Raw genomic sequence first — 19,157 nt, forward strand, 5'->3', positions numbered from 1 at the left:
GGTAGTCGATTATGACGCCACAGGCCACGCCACGCTGATTCCCGGCGCGCTGCCGCGCCGGACGGGTGACCCACGCCACGTCAGTCGGCGGCGTAGGTGCCCTGCGAGGCCGTCCCGGCCTCGCCCACGGGACCGCGCTCGACCCCGTTGATGCCGACCGTCACGGCGCCGTCGCTGGTCTGTACCCGCACCGGCGGGGAGGCGTCGACCGTGCGGCTCTCGCCGATGGCGAGGTTGCCCTTGAAGACCACGGCGCCCGAGCTGTCGCGCACCACGACCTTGGCACCCCCGGCCGGGGCGGAGACCACGACCGGCACCGGGTCGGCCGCCACCGCGCTGCCCGCGTGCGGGCCGCCGGAGCCGTTGAGGACGGGCGTGCCGCCCAGGTCGGACGGGGTGTCCATCACCAGGCGCGCGACCGACCAGACGAGCACCATCGCCATCACCGCGGCCACCAGGATCGACCAGTTCGCTCCGCCGCGGGTGCCACGAATGGGACCGTGGGCGCCCGTGGCCAGCTCGGCCTCGAAGACCCGCCGCGGATCGATGGGCGCGTGCGCGTAGCGGTCCTCGTAGGTCTCCAGGAGCGGCGCCACGTCGATCCCGAGGACCCGGGCCAGGGTGCGCAGGTGCCCGCGGGCGTAGAAGTCGCCGCCGCACGGGACGAAGTCGTCCACCTCGATGGCCTCGATCACGTGCGGACGGATCCGGGTGCGCTCCGCCAGCTGGTCGACCGAGAGGCGCAGCCTGGTCCGCGCCGCCCGCAGCTCGGGGCCGATCACGGGGTCCGAGGCCGGCTCCACCATGAAGTCGTCGAAGACCACCGGGGCCACGGGGTGGCCCGCCCGGGCGATGGGACGGACCCTGTCCCCCCAGGCCTGGGTGTCCTCGACGAGCTCAACGGCCGTCGGCAGCACCTGGGTCCGGTCGTCGTCCTGCTCGTGCAGCACGTCGGCGCGGGCGGGCAGCGGCGTCTCGCGGGCGGGCTCGGGTGCCGGGCTCAGCACGACCGCGGTGCCGCGCGGCTCGACGTCGTCCCGCCCCTCGTCCCGGCCCTCGTCCCGGTCCTCGTCCTCTGCCTGGCCCCGCGCCGCCCCCATGGAGGCGCGGTCGTCCAGCTCGTCCACGTCGTCGACCTCGTCGACCTCGTCGCGCCGGGTCTTGCGGGTCAGCGGCGCGGAGACCCTGGTCAGGGCGCCGGCGATCAGCGGCCGCGGGTCACGCAGGCGGCGCCGCGCGGGAGCGTCGTCCTCGGGCTCCCGCTCCGCGGCCGACCCGGAGGGCACCACGACGACCTCCGCGCCCCGGTCGGCCAGCCGACCGAGCGCCTCGGTGGGGTCGCCGTCCTCGCTGGAGAGCCGGGTGGTCAGCCCCAGGGGCAGGGCCAGCGGCCCGCCGTAGAGGCGGGTGGCGAGGCGGGCCTGGCGCGCGCCGGCGCGGTCCAGGTCGGCCATCAGCAGCTCGCTGTTGCGCGGCACCACGGTGAGCCGGCCGTCGCGCAGCAGACCGCGACGGGGCGTGTGCTCCACCCGGTCGACGGCCGACCAGGTCAGGCCCCGCCAGGTCCGGCCCAGCCGCACCCGCACGCCCTGGGCGTCGGCCACCAGGAGCGGCGTGCGCGCGTCGAGGAAGGAGGCGAGCCAGGCGACGGCGAGCAGGCCCATCACCGCGACCAGGGCCCAGTCCAGGACCGCGCCGGTGCTGGTGGCGCGCCACAGGTAGGCGATGGCGACGGCGGAGGAGAGACCGCCGACCGCCGCGGCGAGACCCGCGTTGCGGCGGACCTCGACCAGGCCGGCCGCCAGGCTCAGCGAAGGGCCGTCGGTCCCCTCGTGCGACTCGGTGTCGTGGCCAACCCGCTCCTCGGCAGCGCTCATCGCTCCCCCTCCAGTGTCGCGATCACGGAATCGATCTCGTCCGGCTTGACCAGCACGTCACGGGCCTTGGAGCCCTCGCTGGGGCCCACCACGCCCCGGCTCTCCAGGATGTCCATCAGGCGTCCGGCCTTGGCGAACCCGACGCGCAGCTTGCGCTGCAGCATGGAGGTGGAGCCGAACTGGGTGGAGACCACGAGCTCGATGGCCTGGATGACCAGGTCCATGTCGTCGCCGATGTCGTCGTCGAGGTCACGCTTGGCGGCCGCCGGAGCGGTCACCTCCTCGATGTAGGTCGGCTCCAGCTGGTTCTTGCAGGCGGCCACCACCTGGTGCACCTCGGCCTCGGTGACCCAGGAGCCCTGGACGCGCACCGGCTTGGAGGAGCCCATCGGCAGGAAGAGACCGTCACCCTGCCCCACCAGCTTCTCGGCCCCGGGCTGGTCGAGGATGACCCGGCTGTCGCCGAGGCTGGAGGTGGCGAAGGCCAGCCGCGAGGGCACGTTGGCCTTGATCAGGCCGGTGACCACGTCGACGGAGGGCCGCTGGGTGGCCAGCACGAGGTGGATGCCCGCGGCCCGGGCGAGCTGGGTGATGCGGACGATCGCGTCCTCGACGTCGCGCGGGGCGACCATCATCAGGTCGGCGAGCTCGTCGACGATCACCAGCAGGTAGGGGTAGGGCGAGAGCTGGCGCTCGCTGCCCGCCGGGACCTCCACCTTGCCGGCGCGGACCGCCTTGTTGAAGTCGTCGACGTGGCGGAACCCGAAGTTGGCCAGGTCGTCGTAGCGCATGTCCATCTCGCGCACCACCCACTGCAAGGCCTCCGCGGCCTTCTTCGGGCTGGTGATGATGGGCGTGATCAGGTGCGGGATGCCCTCGTAGGCGTTGAGCTCGACCCGCTTGGGGTCGACCATGATCATCCGGACCTCGTCGGGCGTGGAGCGCATCAGGATCGAGGTGATCATCGAGTTGATGAACGACGACTTCCCCGAGCCCGTGGCGCCGGCCACCAGCAGGTGCGGCATCTTGGCCAGGTTGGCGATCACGAACCCGCCCTCGACGTCCTTGCCGAGCCCGGTGACCATCGGGTGGTGGTTGGAGCGCGCGGTCTCCGAGCGGAGCACGTCTCCCAGCGACACGATCTCCTTGTCGCTGTTGGGGATCTCGATGCCGATCGCGGACTTGCCGGGGATCGGGCTGAGGATGCGCACGTCGGCGGAGGCCACGGCGTAGGCGATGTTCTTGGAGAGGGCGGTGACCTTCTCCACCTTGACCGCGGAGCCGAGCTCGACGATGTAGCGGGTGACGGTGGGGCCGCGGGTGTAGCCGGTGACGTGGGCGTCGATGCCGAACTCCTCCAGCACCTGCTGGAGGCGGTCCACGACGGCGTCGCTGGCCTTGGACCGGGCCTTGTGCACCGACCCGGGCTTGAGCATGTCGCTGGCGGGCAGCGTGTAGGTGATGTCGCCGGAGAGCGCCAGCTGCTCTACCCGCGGCGGCAGCGGGGTGTGCGGGGGCGGCTGGACCTCGGCGGCGGCCTGGTCGGAGCCGGGAGCCTCGACCGAGGGGTCCAGGATGCCGAGCCCCTCGTCGGCGCCCTCCTCGAGGGCGACGTCGACGGGGTCGGCGCGACGGCGGCGACGGCGGACCTCGCGCTCCTCCAGGACCGGGGAGTCGTAGGCGGGGTCGCCCATCTCCTCGTCGATGGGCACGCTGCGCCGCCGCTGGCGGACCGGGCGGGTCTGCTCGGCGTCGTCGGCACCCTCGGCCGCCGGGGCGCGCCCCAAGGCGTGGTCGCGCAGCGCCGCGAGGCGGGCCGGGACCTGGTAGAGGGGTGTCGCGGTGATCACCAGCACGCCGAAGAGCGCGAGCAGGCTCAGCAGCGGCACCACCACCCAGGGGGTGCGCAGCAGGTCGAGGAGGAGACTGGAGACGACGAAGCCCACGGCGCCGCCGGCCTGCTGGAGGTCCCCGGCGTCGCCGACGCTGGGCTGCGGGTTGCCGTTGGCGATGTGCACGAGGCCCAGGACGCCGAGCACGAAGGCCGACCAGCCGATCACCTGGCGGCCGGCGGGGCCGTTGTGCTCGGGGTCGCGCAGGGTGCGCCAGCCCAGGTAGGCCAGCCAGAGCGGGACGGCCCAGGCGACCTTGCCCACGGTGCCGGCGGTGACCGACCGGACGAGGTCCATCGCACCACCGGGCGGCTGCCACCACACGGCGCCGGCCACGACGAGCGAGAGGCCCAGCAGGGCCATGCCCACCCCGTCGCGACGGTGGGCCGGGTCGAGGTCGCGGGCTCCGTGGCCGATGCTGCGGGCGGTGCTGCCGACGGCGTGGGCCACACCCAGCCAGGCGCTCGCGACGCCGCGGCCGAGAGCGCCGAACCCACGGGCCACCGGCCCGGGTCCGTTGCGGACGGCCCGGGGGGCGGGGCGACGGGCAGCCGACTTCTGGGGTCGCTTGGAGCTCTTGCCGGCTCGGGTGGAGCCAGTACTCCGTGATCGGGGGCTCGAGGGCTTCTTGGACACGCTCGAGCTCCGCGACCCCGGCGGGGAAGACGTACGGGTCGCCATGCTCAGGACAGTAGTCCAACCGCCACACCAGTCACACGAACCACAGGGTGCGTGTCGCAGCCGGCTCGTGACCCCGGGAGACCCGCGCAACTCGTTACACAAAGTTTGCAAACCGCTCTTTACCTGTGCCAAGCCCGTCCTTAGGGTGACCGCACCACCGTCTCTCGGGTGGGCTGAATCACTTCTTCGAAGGGAAGTCGCACGTGAAGCTCCTCAAGCAGGGGCTTGCGCTGGCGGTGGTGGGGGCCGGTCTCGTGACCGCTCCCCTCCTGCCGGCCCAAGCAGCACCGACGGGGCCTGAGGGCCTGGTCGCCAAGATCAAGCAGGAAGCCCAGGGCACCGTCGCCGCCACCCGCTCCGACGCCACCGGGAAGATCGCGTTCCTGACCGTGAAGGGCGGTGGCGACCTCCTCCCCTCGGTCGACGCCGACTCGCGCCGCAGCGCCGTCGCCAAGGCCGAGTCCTACCTCGACAAGTACGGCGCCGCCTTCGGCGCTCGCCCGGCCGAGCTGGCGCAGCAGAGTGTCACCTCCGGCGCCCACGGCACCACCGTGACCTACACCCAGAGCTACCGCGGGGTCGAGGTCTTCGGCGCGGCCCTCAAGGTCAACCTCGACGCCGAGGGCGACCTGACCGCCGTCAGCGGCCACGCGGCACCGGACCTCGACCTCGACGTGGAGCCCGGCGCCTCGCCGGCCGACGCCGCACGGATCGCCGAGGAGTGGGTGCGCTCCGATCCCCCCGCCAAGTCCGAGGGCAAGGGCCGGGCTGACACCAGTGGCGTGCGCGCGTCCGACCCCCGGCTCTTCGTCTACCGCAAGGGCCTCACCAAGGGCGAGCCGGGCGAGAGCGTCCTGGCCTACCAGGTGGAGGTCTCCAACGGCTCCAGCATCCGCGACGTCGTCTTCCTCGACGCCGACCACCTCAAGATCCTCAACCGCTGGTCGATGGTCCACGACGCGCTGGACCGCGAGCTCTACGAGCTCAACCCCGGCACCACTCCCGTCTGGGAGGAGGGCGACGAGTTCCCCGGCGGCCTCAACGTCGACCAGCAGAACCTGGTGACCTCCGCCGGCGAGTCCTACTGGCTCTTCGCCAACGCCTTCGGCCGCGACTCCTACGACGGGGCCGGGGCGACGATGAAGACCGTCAACAACGACCCCCGGATCCGGTGCCCCAACGCCAACTGGAACGGCACCACCACCAACTACTGCAACGGCGTCACCTCCGACGACGTGGTCTCGCACGAGTGGGGCCACGCCTACACCGAGTACACCTCCGGGCTGATCTACCAGTACCAGTCGGGCGCGCTCAACGAGTCCTACTCCGACGTCTGGGGCGAGACGCTGGACATCATCAACGGGCGCGAGGACGAGGACGAGGACTTCACCACCCGTCGTGCCGACGGCTGCGAGACGACCGCCCCTGCCGGCATCGAGATGGCGATCACCGCGCCCGCCTCGGTCGCCGGTGAGTGCAACGCCGTCGAGGCGGCGTTCGGCGACGGCTTCTCCACCACCCCGCTGACCACCGACGTGGTGGTGGCCCGGGACGCCGCCGACCCCGCTGGCCCCTCCCCCACCGACGGCTGCTCGGCCTACACCAACGCGGCCGCGGTCGCCGGCAAGTTCGCCTACGTCGACCGCGGGACCTGCACCTTCCAGGAGAAGGTGACCCTCGCGGAGGCCGCTGGTGCGACCGGGCTGGTGATCGGCAACAACAACGTCGACTTCCCGACGGTCGCCTCCGGCGAGGCGGGGATCCCCGGCGTCATGGTCACCCAGGCCGACGGCGTCCGCTTCAAGCAGGCCGGCACGGCCACCGTCACCATCGCGGCGGAGGACACCACCGAGCGCGCCATCAGCACCCGGTGGCTCATGGGTGAGAAGTCGACCGCCTTCGGCGGCGCGATCCGCGACATGTGGTCGCCCACCTGCTACGGCGACCCGGGCAAGGTCACGGACGCTGAGTACAAGTGCGACCCGGCGTTCACCGACGCCGGCGGCGTCCACAGCAACTCGGGCGTGCCCAACCACGCCTACGCGCTGGTCGTCGACGGCGGGGACTACAACGGCCGGACCATCGACGGCATCGGCCTCGACAAGGCAGCCAACGTGTGGTGGCGCGCCCAGTCGGCGTACCTCACCCCGGCGTCGAACTTCGTCGACATGGCCGACGCGCTCGAGAGGTCCTGCGCGGACCTCGTCGGGAGGCCGATCAACCGGCTGACCACCGAGCCGGGGGCCGGAGCGTTGGCGACCGCCCCCCTCACGACGGCCGACTGCGCCTCGATCCAGGCAGCGGTGGCGGCGGTGGAGATGCGCACCGACCCGGTGCGCTGCGACTTCCAGCCGCTCCTCGACCCGAACGCCCCGTCCCTGTGCGGGGAGGGCTTCGTGACCGAGGCGCTGTGGAGCGAGGACTTCGAGGACGGGCTCCAGGGCTGGGGCACCGGCGAGGAGCTCGCCGCCTGGGAGGCCGACGGCTACTACGGCAGCTACGGCAGGCCGTGGGTGTCGCGCGCGGGCGTGGACGGCAACACCTCCAAGGTGGCCTACGGCCCGACGCCGGACCTCGGCGACTGCTCGGGCGAGGGAGCGGGCGGCAACGACTTCTCCAGCCGCAACTCGATCGTCTCCCCGATCGTCGAGATGCCCGGGCGGCTTCGGACCCCGCGACTCGCGTTCGACCACAACGTGGCGACCGAGGCCGGCTACGACGGCGGCAACGTGAAGATCAGCATCGACGGGGGACCCTTCGAGGTCATCCCGGCCGACGCCTACGTCTTCAACGCACCCGGCACGCTCAGCACCGTCGGGCAGGGCAACACCAACCCGCTGGCCGGCGAGGAGGGCTTCTCCGGCACGGACGGTGGCGAGGTGAAGGGCTCCTGGGCACAGTCCCAGGTCGACCTCGCAGCCGCCGGTGTGGAGCCGGGCGACACGGTCCAGCTCCGGTTCGACATCGGTCGTGACGGGTGCGGTGGCATCGACGGCTGGTACGTCGACGACATCGAGATCCTCGACTGCAAGCTGCCGGTCTCGGTCGTCGCGACCCACCAGCCCACCGTCTTCGGCCAGCCCTCCGCGGTGGCCGTCACGGTGGAGCGCAACGGCAGCGTCGGCTCCGCCCCCACCGGTGACGTCGTGCTGACCGACGAGGGCGGCCGGACCGTCGGCGAGGCCGAGCTGGACCGCGGTGCTGCCACGATCGCTCTGCCGGCCGACCTGCCGGTGGGCACTCGCACGATGCGGGTGACCTACTCGGGCGACGCGGCCCAGGCCAAGGGCTCGGCGGACGTCGTCGTCACCGTCGTCGCGCCCGGCGAGCCGGTGCCGACTCCCTCGCCCGGGCCGACCACGCCCCCGGCCCCGACCCCGGGCCCGACCCCGGGCCCGGGCGTCCCGCCGGAGCAGGGCCGGAGCGACTCCGAGACCACGGCCAAGGTCCGCCCGAAGGCCCCGCGGGCCCGCCAGGGGTTCCGGGTCGTCGTCCGGGTCAAGGCCGAGACCGGCACGGCCACCGGACGGGTCGTCGTCAAGATCGACGGCAAGAAGGTGGGCACCGCCAAGCTGAGGAAGGGCAGGCTCGTCCTCAAGGTCTCCACCCGCCTGCGACCGGGCAAGCACCGCCTGGTGGCCAGGTACGTCGGCTCCGACGAGGTCGACGGCAGTCGGGACAGGCTGACCTTCCGGGTCAGGCGCTGACCGGAACAGCGACACCAGGGCGGGCCCCGTCGGAGCAGGTCTCCGACGGGGCCCGTCCTGCGTCGGGACCTTCACCCGAGGAGAGCTGACCCCTGGGCCTCAGCCCTGGGAACCTGACCCCTGGCCTCCTCAGCCGTGCAGGCCCAGCAGCCACGGAGCCACGACGAGCGCGGTCGGCAGCACCAGGACCGCCCAGGAGGCGAGGACCAGGGAGGCGCCCTGCACCGGGCGGCGCCTGGGGTCCGCGAGCACCCGGACCCGCTCGACCAGGTCCGAGCCCGCCGCGCCCATGGAGCCGGCGGGGACCCGGCCGTGGGCCATCGACAGCAGAGCGGCGCCCAGGTCGTGGGGGCGGCCCACCTTGAGGGCCGCCCGGTCGGCGAGCAGCTCGACGAGCAGCTGCACCTCACGCAGCGCCGCGTCGCTGGAGACCCAGCGGGGGAACGCCCGGTGCAGGACGGTGAACGCCTCAAGGACGAGGTCGTGGCGAGCGGCCAGGTGCGCCCGCTCGTGAGCGAGGACGGTGGCCAGCTGGGCCGTCTCCAGGCTCTTCATGGCGGCGGCCGAGATGACCACGCGGGAGCGTGCCACCCCCGGCAGGCAGTAGGCGACCGGGACGTCGTGCTCGAGCACGTGCAGGTCCTCGTGGCGGCCCGCGACCAGGTCGACCTGCTCACGGTGGTCGCGGCGCAACGACCGCAGCGTGGTGCCGACCCGGTGACCGGAGAGGAGCAGTCGCGCGGTCACCACCAGGGTCACGCTCAACGCCACGACGGCGACACCGAGACGGACGGGCCCGGGCTCGTCCCGCAGGGTCTGCCCGGTGGCCAGCGAGAGGCCGGCGCCCAGGGCGGCCAGCACGGAGGCGAGGGCGACGGCCTGCCAGAGCACCATGGCTGCGAAGGGGGTCAGGTGCAGTCGGGAGGACCGGGCCATCAGGGCAGGGACGGGCCCCGCCAGGGCGACCGAAAGCAGCCCCAGCACCAGGGGCGTGAACTCCATGGAGGTCAGTCTCCCAGGGCGTCCAATGCCTTCCGCAACGCGGCCAGGTCTTCGGCGGAAGCATCCTCCACGAATGCCACCAGTGCGGGAGCCCGCTCACTGCTGCCGAGGTCGGCCAGGGTGTCGCGCATCAGGTCGGCGGTCATCTCCGCGCGGGTCGCGCGGGCCCGGTAGCGGTAGGCGCGCCCGTCCTTCTGCTGCACCACCAGCTCCTTGCGCGCCAGCCGGTCCATCACCGTCATCACGGTGGTGTAGGCGACGTCGCGGCTCTCGGAGATCCGGGCGTGCACCTCGCGCACCGTGGTGTCCTCCCCGGCATCGAGGTCCCACAGCACGTCCATGACGGCCCGCTCGAGGTCGCCGAGTCCGGTCTTGCCCCCTGTCGAGGCTCTCTTTGTCTTCCGCACCCCCCCAGCATACCTACGCACACAAGTAGTACTACTGTTTACGTACTACACGAGACGTACTACGCATGCAGTACTACGTGTCGTAGGATTCGTTCGCCGTCGCAATCCACGACGGCACCAGCTCCCACAGCCTGGAGGCAAGGTGGACGTCCTCGAGATCGCACGGTGGCAGTTCGGCATCATCACCGTGTATCACTTCCTCTTCGTACCGCTCACGATCGGCCTCACGGCGCTGATCGCCGGCTTGGAGACCGCCTGGGTGCGGACCCGCAAGGAGGAGTACCTGCGGCTGACGAAGTTCTTCGGGAAGCTCTTCCTGATCAACTTCGCCCTCGGCGTGGTGACCGGGATCGTGCAGGAGTTCCAGTTCGGGATGAACTGGTCGGACTACTCGCGGTTCGTCGGCGACGTCTTCGGGGCGCCCCTGGCCATCGAGGGCCTCCTCGCCTTCTTCCTGGAGTCGACCTTCCTGGGCCTGTGGATCTTCGGCTGGGACAAGCTGCCGCGCGCCCTGCACGCCGCGTGCATGTGGCTGGTCCACCTGGGCACCCTCGCCTCGGCCTACTTCATCCTGGCCGCCAACAGCTGGATGCAGAACCCGGTGGGCTACACCTACAACGCCGAGAACGGACGAGCCGAGCTCGTCGACTTCTGGGCCGTGATGTTCAACAAGGTCCAGCTCGTCACCTTCCCGCACGTGGTGCTGGCCGCCTACATGACCGCAGGTGCGTTCATGGCCGGCGTCGGCGCCTACCTCTACGTCAGCAGGCGTCACCGCGACGACCAGCCGCTCTACCGCAAGGCGATCCGGATCGGCGCGGTCACCGCCCTGGTGGCCGGTCTGGGCGTCACCGTCTCCGGCGACATCCAGGGCAAGATCATGACCGAGGTCCAGCCCATGAAGATGGCGGCGGCCGAGGCCCTCTACGACACCACCAGCAAGGCCCCCTTCTCGGTGCTCACCCTCGGCAGGCTCGACGGCTCCGACCCCAAGCACATCATCGAGGTCCCCGGGCTCCTCTCGTTCCTGGGCACCGGCACCTTCGACGGCGAGGTCCAGGGGATCAACCAGCTGCGCGAGCAGTACGCCGAGGAGTTCGGCCAGGACCCGGGCGCGGCGTACTACCACGCGGGTGACTACGTGCCGGTGATCCCGGTGACCTACTGGTCCTTCCGGTTCATGATGGGTCTGGGCTTCGCGGTGGCCGCGGGCGCGGCGGTCCTGCTGTGGGCGACCCGCCGGGGCCGCACCCCCACGGGCCGGTGGCTCGGGCTGCTCGGGCTCGCCCTGCCGATCGGTGCCGTCGCGGCCAACTCGTTCGGCTGGATCTTCACCGAGATGGGCCGCCAGCCGTGGGTCGTCTTCGGCCTGATGACCACTGAGTCCGGCGTCTCCCCCGGCGTCAGCGTCTTCGAGGCGGCGACCTCGCTGATCGTCCTGACCCTGCTCTACGCCCTGCTCGCCGTCGTCGAGCTCGGGCTGCTCGTGAAGTACACCAAGCGCGGCGCGGACCCCTTCTCCGAGCCCCCGGAGGTGCCCATCGGGGGCTCCGACGACGACCGTCCCATGGCATTCGCCTACTGAGGGAGAGACACAGCATGGAACTCACCACCGTCTGGTTCGCCCTCATCGCGATCCTGTGGATCGGCTACTTCACCCTCGAGGGCTTCGACTTCGGGGTCGGCATGCTCCTGCCGGTCCTGGCGCGCGACGAGCGCGAGCGCCGCGTCATGTACAACAGCATCGGGCCCGTGTGGGACGGCAACGAGGTCTGGGTCCTGGTGGCCGGCGGCGCCACGTTCGCCGCCTTCCCCGAGTGGTACGCGACGCTCTTCAGCGGGTTCTACCTCCCGCTGCTCCTCATCCTGGTCGCCCTGATCATCCGCAACCTGGCCTTCGAGTACCGCGGCAAGCGGGACGACGACCGGTGGCGCGCACGCTGGGACCTCGCCGCCATCGTCGGCTCCTGGCTGCCGGCCGTGCTCTGGGGCGTGGCGTTCGCCAACATCGTGGCGGGGGTGCCGATCGACGCCGAGAAGGAGTTCACCGGCACGCTCTTCACCCTGCTCAACCCGCTGGGCCTGCTCGGCGGGGCGGTCACCGCCGCCCTCTTCGCCACCCACGGCGCCCTCTTCATCGCCCTCAAGACCGACGGCGAGATCCGGCACCGTGCCCGGGACCTGGCCGAGCGTCTCGGCCTGCTCGCCGCGGGCCTGGCGGTCGTCTTCATGCTCTGGATCCAGCTGCGCACCGGCGACGCGTTCTCGGCCGTGGCCTTCGCCCTGGCCGCGCTCGCCCTGATCGGCGCGCTGGTGATGAACCGGGCCGCCCGCGAGGGATGGGCCTTCATCGGCACCTTCGTCACCATCGCGCTGGCGGTGGCCGGGCTCTTCCTGGCGCTCTTCCCCGACGTCATGCCCTCCACCACCGACGCGGCCTTCTCGCTCACCACCACCAACGCGGCCGCGACGAGCTACACGCTGACGGTGATGACCTGGGTGGCCGTCATCTTCACCCCGATCGTCCTGGGCTACCAGGCCTGGACCTACTGGGTGTTCCGCAAGCGGATCAGCACCGCCAGCATCCCCGAGGCCGCCTCCGTGGGTCGCTGACCGTGGCCAAGCCGCTCGACCCGGCCCTGCTGCCACACCTGCTGCCGGCCCGGCGCCACCTGGCGTCGGGCCTGGTGGCGGGGGTGCTCGGCGGCCTGCTCGCGGTCGCCCAGGCGTTCGCCGTCGGGTACCTCATCGTGCGGCTCGTCGACGACCCCGGCGGCGCCGGGTGGGCGGCCGGGCTCCGGGACCCCGCCCTGGCCGTGGCGCTGGTCGTCCTGGGCCGGGCACTGTGCTCCTACGTCGTCGACGTCAGCGGCGCCCGGGCCGCGGCGGCGGTCTCCACCACGCTGCGCCGCCGGCTGCTCGAGGCGGCGGCCCGGATGGAGCCGATCACCCTCTCGCGCCACCGCACCGGCGAGCTGGCCACCCTGGCCACCCGCGGGATGAGCGCGGTGGAGCCCTACCTCACCCGCTACCTCCCCTCGCTGGTCCTGGCCGCGGTGCTGCCGGCCGCCACCGTGGCCGCGATCTTCTGGCTCGACTGGATCTCCGGGCTCATCGTGCTGGCCACCCTGCCGCTGGTGCCGGCCTTCGCCATCCTGATCGGGCTCAACACCCAGGACCGCGCCGCCCGGCAGTGGCGCCAGCTCGCCACCCTGTCGGGCCACTTCCTCGACGTCGTCCGCGGTCTCCCCACCCTGGTGGCCCACCGCCGGGCGGACGCGCAGGCCGAGTCGATCAGGGCCATCACCGGCCGCTACCGCCGCGCCACCATGGACACGCTGCGGATCGCCTTCGTCTCCTCCGCGGCGCTCGAGCTGATCGCCACGCTCTCGGTCGCCCTGGTCGCGGTCTGCGTGGGCCTGCGCCTGGCCGCCTCCGGGATCGACTTCCAGACCGCCCTGATCGTCCTGCTCCTCGCCCCCGAGGCCTACTGGCCCTGGCGTCGGGTCGGGGCGGAGTTCCACTCCGCCGCCGAGGGCACCGCCACCTTCGAGGCGGCCACCCGGCTGCTCGACCAGGCGCCCACCGAGGACGAGAGTGACGCGGCCCCCCTGACCGGCCCGGTCTCGCTCGCCGCCTCCGGCGTGAGCCTCACCTATCCCGGGCGCGCCCACCCGGCGCTCGCCCCGCACACCGTCCACTTCCCCGACACCGGGCTGGTCGCGATCGCCGGCCCGTCCGGGGCCGGCAAGTCCACCCTGCTGGCACTGCTGGCCGGCGAGCTCGAGACCTCCACCGGCGCGGTGCTGGTGCAGGGGGCTCCGCTGCGGCGGGACCGCCTCGCCGCGTGGCGCGCCACCGTCGCCACCGCGCCCCAGCGGCCGTGGCTGACCGCGGCCAGCATCGCTGAGAACCTGCGCGTGGGCCGTCCCGGGGCCGACGAGGCGTCGCTGTGGCGGGCCCTGGCCGCGCTCGACCTCGAGGACACGGTGCGTGCCCTCCCCCTCGGTCTCCAGACCCGCTTGGGCGACGACGGCGCCGGGCTCTCGGCCGGCCAGCGTGCCCGCCTGGGCCTGGCCCGGGTGGTACTGGCCGACCGCAAGGTGGTGCTGCTCGACGAGCCCAGCGCCCACCTCGACGACCTCACCGAGGCGGTCCTGCTGCGCACCCTCCGCCAGCTCGCCCGCGACGCCCTGGTGGTGGTGGTGGCCCACCGGCCCGCCGTCCTGGAGGTCGCCGACCAGGTCGTCGAGCTGACCCCGCCCGAGACCCTCCCCCTCGAGGGCAGCCGGCAGCACGACGTCGAGCCGGGCCCGGACTCCGACCCGAGCGGTGCCGGCCCCCTGCCCCTCCCCGCCGGTCCCGCGGGCCGGCTCCCCGAGACGGCCACGGCCCCCGACGCGCCCGGCCGGTTCGGGCTGCGCACCGGGACCGCGCTGGGCGCGCTCTCCGTGGCCTCCGGAGTGGCCCTGACGGCCACCGCCGCCTGGCTGATCACCCGGGCCGCGGAGCACCCGCCGGTCCTGATGCTGATGATGGCCATCGTGGCGGTCCGGACCTTCGGCATCGCCCGCCCCGTGCTGCGCTACGCCGAGCGTCTGGTCAGCCACGACGCCGCGCTGCGGCTGCTGGCCGAGCGCCGCGCCCAGGTCTACGACGCGCTCCTGCCCCTGGTGCCGGGACGCCTCGGCACCCGCCGCGGCGACCTGCTCACCCAGGTCGTCGACGACGTGGACGCCCTGGTCGACGAGCAGCTCCGGGTCCGTCAGCCCCGGCTGACCTCCCTGGCGGTGGGCGTGGGCGCCACGCTCCTGGCCGCGCTCGCCCACCCGGTGGCCGGTCTGGTCGTCGCCGGGACGTGCCTGCTGGCCGCGGCGGGCCACCTGGTCGCGCTGGTCGGGGTGCGGCGGGCCGAGCCCGCCTTCGTCCGGGCCCGCGCGGACCTCTCGGCCCGGGTGGAGTCGGTGCTCCACAGCCTGCGCCAGCTGGAGCTTTGGCAGGCGACCGGCCGCGCACTCGACGACCTCGACGCGGCCGGCGACGAGGTCGGTGCGGCGGCCGTGAGCTCGGTGCGGACCACCGCCGGGGCCCGCACCCTGGCCGGCGTCGCCTGCGGCGCCGGGGTGCTGGTGATGGCGTGGAGCCTGACCGGTCCGCTGTCCGCCGGCGAGCTCTCCGCCGCGATGACCGCCCTGCTGGTGATGCTGCCGCTGGCCCTCCAGGACGTCTTCCTCCCGCTGGCGGACGCGGGGGCCGTCGCGGTGCGCACCCGCGCCGCGGCCGAGCGCCTCGACCACCTCACCGCACAGCCCCCCGCCGTGCTGGTCGACCCGGACCCGCTGAAGGACGTGCTGAGCGCCCACCCGGCCGGCTCGCTGCACGAGGTCAGCGCCGGCTGGGGCGACCACCCGGTCCTCTCGGACCTCTCCCTCGACCTGCCCGCCGGCGCCCGCGTGGGCCTGGTCGGCCCCAGCGGGTCGGGCAAGTCCACCGTCGCCGCCCTGCTGATGCGCTTCCTCGACCCGCACCGGGGCGAGGTGAGCTGGGACGGCGTCGCCGCACGACGGCTCGACCCGGGGCAGCTGCGCGCCCGCGTGGGGCTCGTCGACGACGACCCCTACGTCTTCACCACCACCCTGGCCGAGAACGTGCGGCTCGCCCGCCCCGACGCGGACGACGAGGCGGTGCGACGGGCGCTGGCGGAGGCCCGCCTGGGCGACTGGGTCGACTCCCTGCCGCACGGCCTGGCCACCATGCTCGGCGAGGGGCACGCCCACGTCTCCGGCGGCGAGCGCGCCAGGCTGGCCCTGGCCCGGGCGGTGCTGGCCGACCAGCCGGTGCTGGTCCTGGACGAGCCCACCGCCCACCTGGACTCCGCGACCGCCCGCGCGGTCACCGAGTCGCTGCTGGACCGCACCGGGCGCTCGGTGCTGTGGATCACCCACGGCCGGATCGGGCTGGAGTCGATGGACGAGGTCGTCAGCCTGGGGGGACAGGCACGGCACCGGAGCGCGCGTCCGCGGGAGGGTGCAGCGGCAGTCGCAGGGTGAAGGTGCTCCCCTCGCCGAGCGCGGAGACGACCTCGATCCTGCCGTCGTGGAGCTCCGCGATGCGGCGTGAGATCGCCAGCCCCAGCCCGGTGCCGGGCACCGACAGCGCCTCGGGGTTGGAGGAGCGGTGGAAGGGCGAGAAGAGGTGCGCCTGGTCCTGCCGGGAGATCCCCAGCCCACGGTCGGTGACCGCCACCCGGGCGAACCGGCCGTCGCGGTCGACCCGGACGCTGACCCGTCCCCCGGGTCGGGAGTACTTCACGGCGTTGGTGCAGAGGTTCTCCAGCACCCGCCTCAGCTCCTCCGGGTCTCCCAGCACGGTGACGGGGTGCTCGGGTCGGTACAGCTCCCAGGAGAGGCCGCCACGCTCGATCTGCAGCCCGAGCGGCTCGACGACCGCCTCGACCACCTCGGTCAGGTCGACGACGCGACGGGCGGCCTCGCGCTGCTCCTGCACCCGGGAGTAGCTGAGCAGGTTGTCGATGAGCCCTTGCAGGCGCTGGGCGTTGCGGGTGATGGCCGACAGGGACCGGGCGGGGGCGCCGCCGTCCTCGAGGAGCTCGGTGTGGCCGATGATCGAGGTCAGCGGGGTCTTGAGCTCGTGGGAGATCGTGGCGATCAGCTCACCCTTGTAGCGGTCGAGCTCCTGGAGCTCGGCGACCAGCATCTGCTCGGTGCTGCGCAGCCTCGCGTTGAGCACCAGCTGCCCCAGGGCGCGCCCGACCTCCGCCAGCGCGTCGCGCTGGACGGTGGTGAGGCGCGGCTGGTCGGAGCCCTGCATCACCACCACGTAGCCCAGCAGGTCGGCGCCCACGTGCATCGGGGTGACGACCGCCCGGGTGGCCCGGACCAGGCTCAGCCTGTCCTGGAGCACCGCGAAGCTGTTCGGCAGCGACTCGCTCGCCTCGTCGTCGACGTGCACGTCGACCGTCACCTCGTCGCCGGACTCCAGCAGCTTGGCCATGTCGCCGCGCAGCCCGTGGACGGCCGCGGAGCGCGGGTTCGGGAGCGGGTGCCCGGCCGCGTGCTCCCCCACCCCGCCGGGGCTCTCGGGGAAGCAGCGCAGGAACGTCTGGGCCACGCCGAGGCCGTGCGTGATCGCCCTGGCCGCCTGCTGGATCACCATGTCCAGGTCGCCGAGGTTGCCGGCCAGGGCCACCTGCTTGAGCATCTCCCCCACCGCCACCCGCTCCGCCATCCGCCCGCGGTGCTGGGCGTTGGCGAGGGCGATACCGGCCTGGATCACGAACATCTCCAGCAGCTCGCGCTGCTCCCGGTCGGGGATCCGGCCACCGGGGGGCAGGTCGACCGCCATGATGCCGAGCATCTCGCCGGTCGCGGCGTAGAAGGGCGCGTAGAGGGCGTCCTCGGGGTGCCAGGCGTCGGGGGCGTCCACCGGCTCGTAGTCCGGGATCCACATCCCCTCCAGGGCCTCCTGGGAGACGCGGCCCCGAGGCACGTAGCGCAGGATCCCCCACTCGTCCCCGACCACGAACTCCTCGAGGATCAGCCGGACCGGACGGCGTCGGCCGATGATGAAGGGCCGCTGCTCCTCGGGCCCGGCGAAGGTGGTGGTGACCAGCTCGTCGCCGTCCAGGCGGGAGATGGCCGCGATGCCGAACCCCAGGCCCTCGGTCACCCCCCGGGCGATCTCGTCGAGCACCTGCGCGGTGTCGGCGGAGGAGTGGACGCGACGCATCAGGTCGTAGAGGCGCGCCATGCCCTGGGTGCGGCTGCCACCGTCGAGCACGTCGAAGCACCTCCTGGGCAGCGTCCCTCGCACGTCCCGCCGGGAGTCTAGGGGGACGAGCGCCCCCGGAGGGCGCATCGACGCACCCGGTGCGGCTCAGGCTTCCAGGACCACCGGGATGATCATCGGGCGCCGGCGGTGGGTCTTGCTCACCCAGCGACCCACAACGCGGCGCACGGTCTGCTGGAGCTGGTAGGAGTCGGTGACCCCGTCGGCCACCGCCCGGTCGAGCGCGTCGACGATCGCCGGCTTGACCTCGTCGAAGGTGGCCTCGTCCTCGGCGAACCCGCGGGCCTGGATCTCCGGCCCGCCGGAGACCTTCCCGGTGACGGAGTCGACGACCACGATGACCGAGATGAACCCCTCCTCGCCGAGGATGCGCCGGTCCTTGAGCGAGGTCTCGGTGACGTCGCCGACCGAGGTCCCGTCGACGAAGACGTAGCCGCACTCGACCTTGCCCGCGACGGCGACCTCGCCGTCGACCAGGTCCACCACGACCCCGTCCTCGACCACGACCACGTGCTCGGGGGGGACGCCCGTGGCCCGGGCCAGGGCCGCATTGGCGTGCATGTGGCGGATCTCGCCGTGCACCGGCATCACGTTGCGAGGCTTGACGATGTTGTAGCAGTAGAGGAGCTCCCCGGCGCTGGCGTGACCGGAGACGTGGACGAGCGCGTTGCCCTTGTGCACCACGTGCGCGCCCCAGCGGGCCAGTCCGTTGATCACCCGGAAGACGGCGTTCTCGTTGCCGGGGATGAGCGAGCTGGCCAGGACCACCGTGTCGCCCTCCTCGATGTGCACGAAGCTGTGGCTGCGCTGGGCGATCCGGCTCAGCGCCGAGAGCGGCTCGCCCTGGGAGCCGGTGGAGATGAGCACCTGCCGCTCCGGTGGCAGCTCCGCGAGCTCCTTGGCGTCGACCAGCACCCCCGGCGGGACGGTGAGGTAGCCCAGGTCCTTGGCGATCTGCATGTTGCGCACCATCGACCGCCCCACGTAGGCGACCTTGCGGTCGTGCGCGACCGCCGCGTCGAGCGCCTGCTGGACGCGGTGCACGTGCGAGGCGAAGCAGGCCACGATGATCCGCTTGCTGCTCTGGTGGAAGACCCGGTCCAGGACGGGGCCGATCTCGCGCTCCTGGGTGGTGAACCCGGGCACCTCCGCGTTGGTGGAGTCGGTGAGGAAGAGGTCGACCCCCTCCTCCCCCAGCCGGGAGAAGGCCCGCAGGTCGGTGATCCGGCCGTCGAGCGGGAGCTGGTCCATCTTGAAGTCACCGGTGTGCAGGACCATGCCGGCGCCCGTGCGGATGGCCACGGCGAGCGCGTCGGGGATGGAGTGGTTGACCGCGACGAACTCGAGGTCGAAGGGGCCGAAGGAGATGCGGTCGCCCTCGCGGACCTGGTGGTGCACGGTCTCCTTGAGCCGGTGCTCGCGCAGCTTGGAGCCCAGCAGCGCGAGGGTGAGCTCGGAGCCGACGAGCGGGATGTCACCGCGCTCGCGCAGCAGGTAGGGCGTGGCGCCGATGTGGTCCTCGTGGCCGTGGGTGAGGACCAGGGCCTCCACCCGGTCGAGCCGGTCCCGGATGGGCTCGAAGTCGGGCAGGATCAGGTCGACGCCCGGGTGGTGCTCCTCGGGGAAGAGCACCCCGCAGTCGACGATCAGCAGGCGGTCGGCGTACTCGAAGACCGTCATGTTGCGCCCGACCTCGCCCAGGCCCCCCAGGGGGATGACCCGGAGCCCGCCCTCGGCGAGGGGGGCCGGAGCGGTGAGCTCAGGATGGGGGTGGGACATGAA

At 72.8% G+C, this 19,157-nt stretch carries 10 protein-coding genes; 4 read left to right on the plus strand and 6 right to left on the minus strand.

Annotated elements, in window-relative coordinates:
* Window positions 1-80: 80 nt before the first annotated feature.
* On the minus strand, window positions 81-1,877 hold the full coding sequence (locus tag AC4BG9_RS13360) for a helix-turn-helix domain-containing protein (RefSeq protein WP_490571593.1): 1,797 nt from the start codon (window positions 1,875-1,877) through the stop codon (window positions 81-83).
* The gene (locus tag AC4BG9_RS13365; protein WP_490571594.1) at window positions 1,874-4,450 is read right to left on the minus strand and encodes a DNA translocase FtsK; all 2,577 of its coding nucleotides are present in this window, start codon (window positions 4,448-4,450) and stop codon (window positions 1,874-1,876) included. The genes AC4BG9_RS13360 and AC4BG9_RS13365 overlap by 4 nt, the downstream gene beginning before the upstream one ends.
* A 203-nt stretch (window positions 4,451-4,653) precedes the next feature.
* On the opposite strand from AC4BG9_RS13365, the gene AC4BG9_RS13370 reads away from it, so the two are divergent.
* Entirely contained in the window at window positions 4,654-8,157 is a 3,504-nt protein-coding gene (locus AC4BG9_RS13370) for a M4 family metallopeptidase (protein ID WP_490571595.1), read from the plus strand.
* A gap of 129 nt (window positions 8,158-8,286) precedes the next feature.
* On the opposite strand, the gene AC4BG9_RS13375 is transcribed toward AC4BG9_RS13370, so the two are convergent.
* Together AC4BG9_RS13375 and AC4BG9_RS13380 are read right to left on the minus strand one after the other, a co-directional pair.
* The gene (locus AC4BG9_RS13375; RefSeq protein ID WP_490571596.1) at window positions 8,287-9,159 is read right to left on the minus strand and encodes a M56 family metallopeptidase; all 873 of its coding nucleotides are present in this window, start codon (window positions 9,157-9,159) and stop codon (window positions 8,287-8,289) included.
* Window positions 9,160-9,164: 5 nt separating this feature from the next.
* On the minus strand, window positions 9,165-9,566 hold the full coding sequence (locus AC4BG9_RS13380) for a BlaI/MecI/CopY family transcriptional regulator (RefSeq protein WP_490571597.1): 402 nt from the start codon (window positions 9,564-9,566) through the stop codon (window positions 9,165-9,167).
* A 142-nt stretch (window positions 9,567-9,708) separates the two neighbouring features.
* Between AC4BG9_RS13380 and AC4BG9_RS13385 the strand changes: the two genes are divergently transcribed.
* The 3 genes from AC4BG9_RS13385 to cydD are packed head-to-tail and all read left to right on the plus strand — an operon-like array spanning window position 9,709 to window position 15,616.
* Window positions 9,709-11,151: a cytochrome ubiquinol oxidase subunit I gene (locus tag AC4BG9_RS13385; RefSeq protein ID WP_490571598.1), complete on the plus strand. Its 1,443-nt coding sequence runs from the start codon at window positions 9,709-9,711 to the stop codon at window positions 11,149-11,151.
* A 14-nt stretch (window positions 11,152-11,165) separates the two neighbouring features.
* Window positions 11,166-12,179: a cytochrome d ubiquinol oxidase subunit II gene (gene cydB / locus AC4BG9_RS13390; RefSeq protein WP_490571599.1), complete on the plus strand. Its 1,014-nt coding sequence runs from the start codon at window positions 11,166-11,168 to the stop codon at window positions 12,177-12,179.
* A gap of 2 nt (window positions 12,180-12,181) precedes the next feature.
* Entirely contained in the window at window positions 12,182-15,616 is a 3,435-nt protein-coding gene (cydD, locus tag AC4BG9_RS13395; protein ID WP_490571600.1) for a thiol reductant ABC exporter subunit CydD, read from the plus strand.
* Here cydD and AC4BG9_RS13400 read toward each other — a convergent pair.
* Together AC4BG9_RS13400 and AC4BG9_RS13405 are read right to left on the minus strand one after the other, a co-directional pair.
* Window positions 15,546-17,399 (minus strand): ATP-binding protein, encoded by a 1,854-nt coding sequence (locus AC4BG9_RS13400; protein ID WP_490571601.1) that lies wholly within the window; start codon window positions 17,397-17,399, stop codon window positions 15,546-15,548. The two genes, cydD and AC4BG9_RS13400, sit on opposite strands and share 71 nt — an antisense overlap.
* Window positions 17,400-17,462: 63 nt before the next feature.
* On the minus strand, window positions 17,463-19,154 hold the full coding sequence (locus tag AC4BG9_RS13405; protein WP_490571602.1) for a ribonuclease J: 1,692 nt from the start codon (window positions 19,152-19,154) through the stop codon (window positions 17,463-17,465).
* Window positions 19,155-19,157: the final 3 nt, after the last annotated feature.

This window comes from Nocardioides sp. Z40_12 (genome assembly GCF_058215795.1).

Excerpts from the sequence above, each read along its gene's own strand:
- AC4BG9_RS13360 (WP_490571593.1), bottom strand. The coding sequence starts at position 1,877 with ATGAGCGCTGCCGAGGAGCGGGTTGGCCACGACACCGAGTCGCACGAG.
- AC4BG9_RS13365 (WP_490571594.1), bottom strand. The coding sequence starts at position 4,450 with ATGGCGACCCGTACGTCTTCCCCGCCGGGGTCGCGGAGCTCGAGCGTG.
- AC4BG9_RS13375 (WP_490571596.1), bottom strand. The coding sequence starts at position 9,159 with ATGGAGTTCACGCCCCTGGTGCTGGGGCTGCTTTCGGTCGCCCTGGCG.
- cydB (WP_490571599.1), top strand. The coding sequence starts at position 11,166 with ATGGAACTCACCACCGTCTGGTTCGCCCTCATCGCGATCCTGTGGATC.
- AC4BG9_RS13405 (WP_490571602.1), bottom strand. The coding sequence starts at position 19,154 with ATGTCCCACCCCCATCCTGAGCTCACCGCTCCGGCCCCCCTCGCCGAG.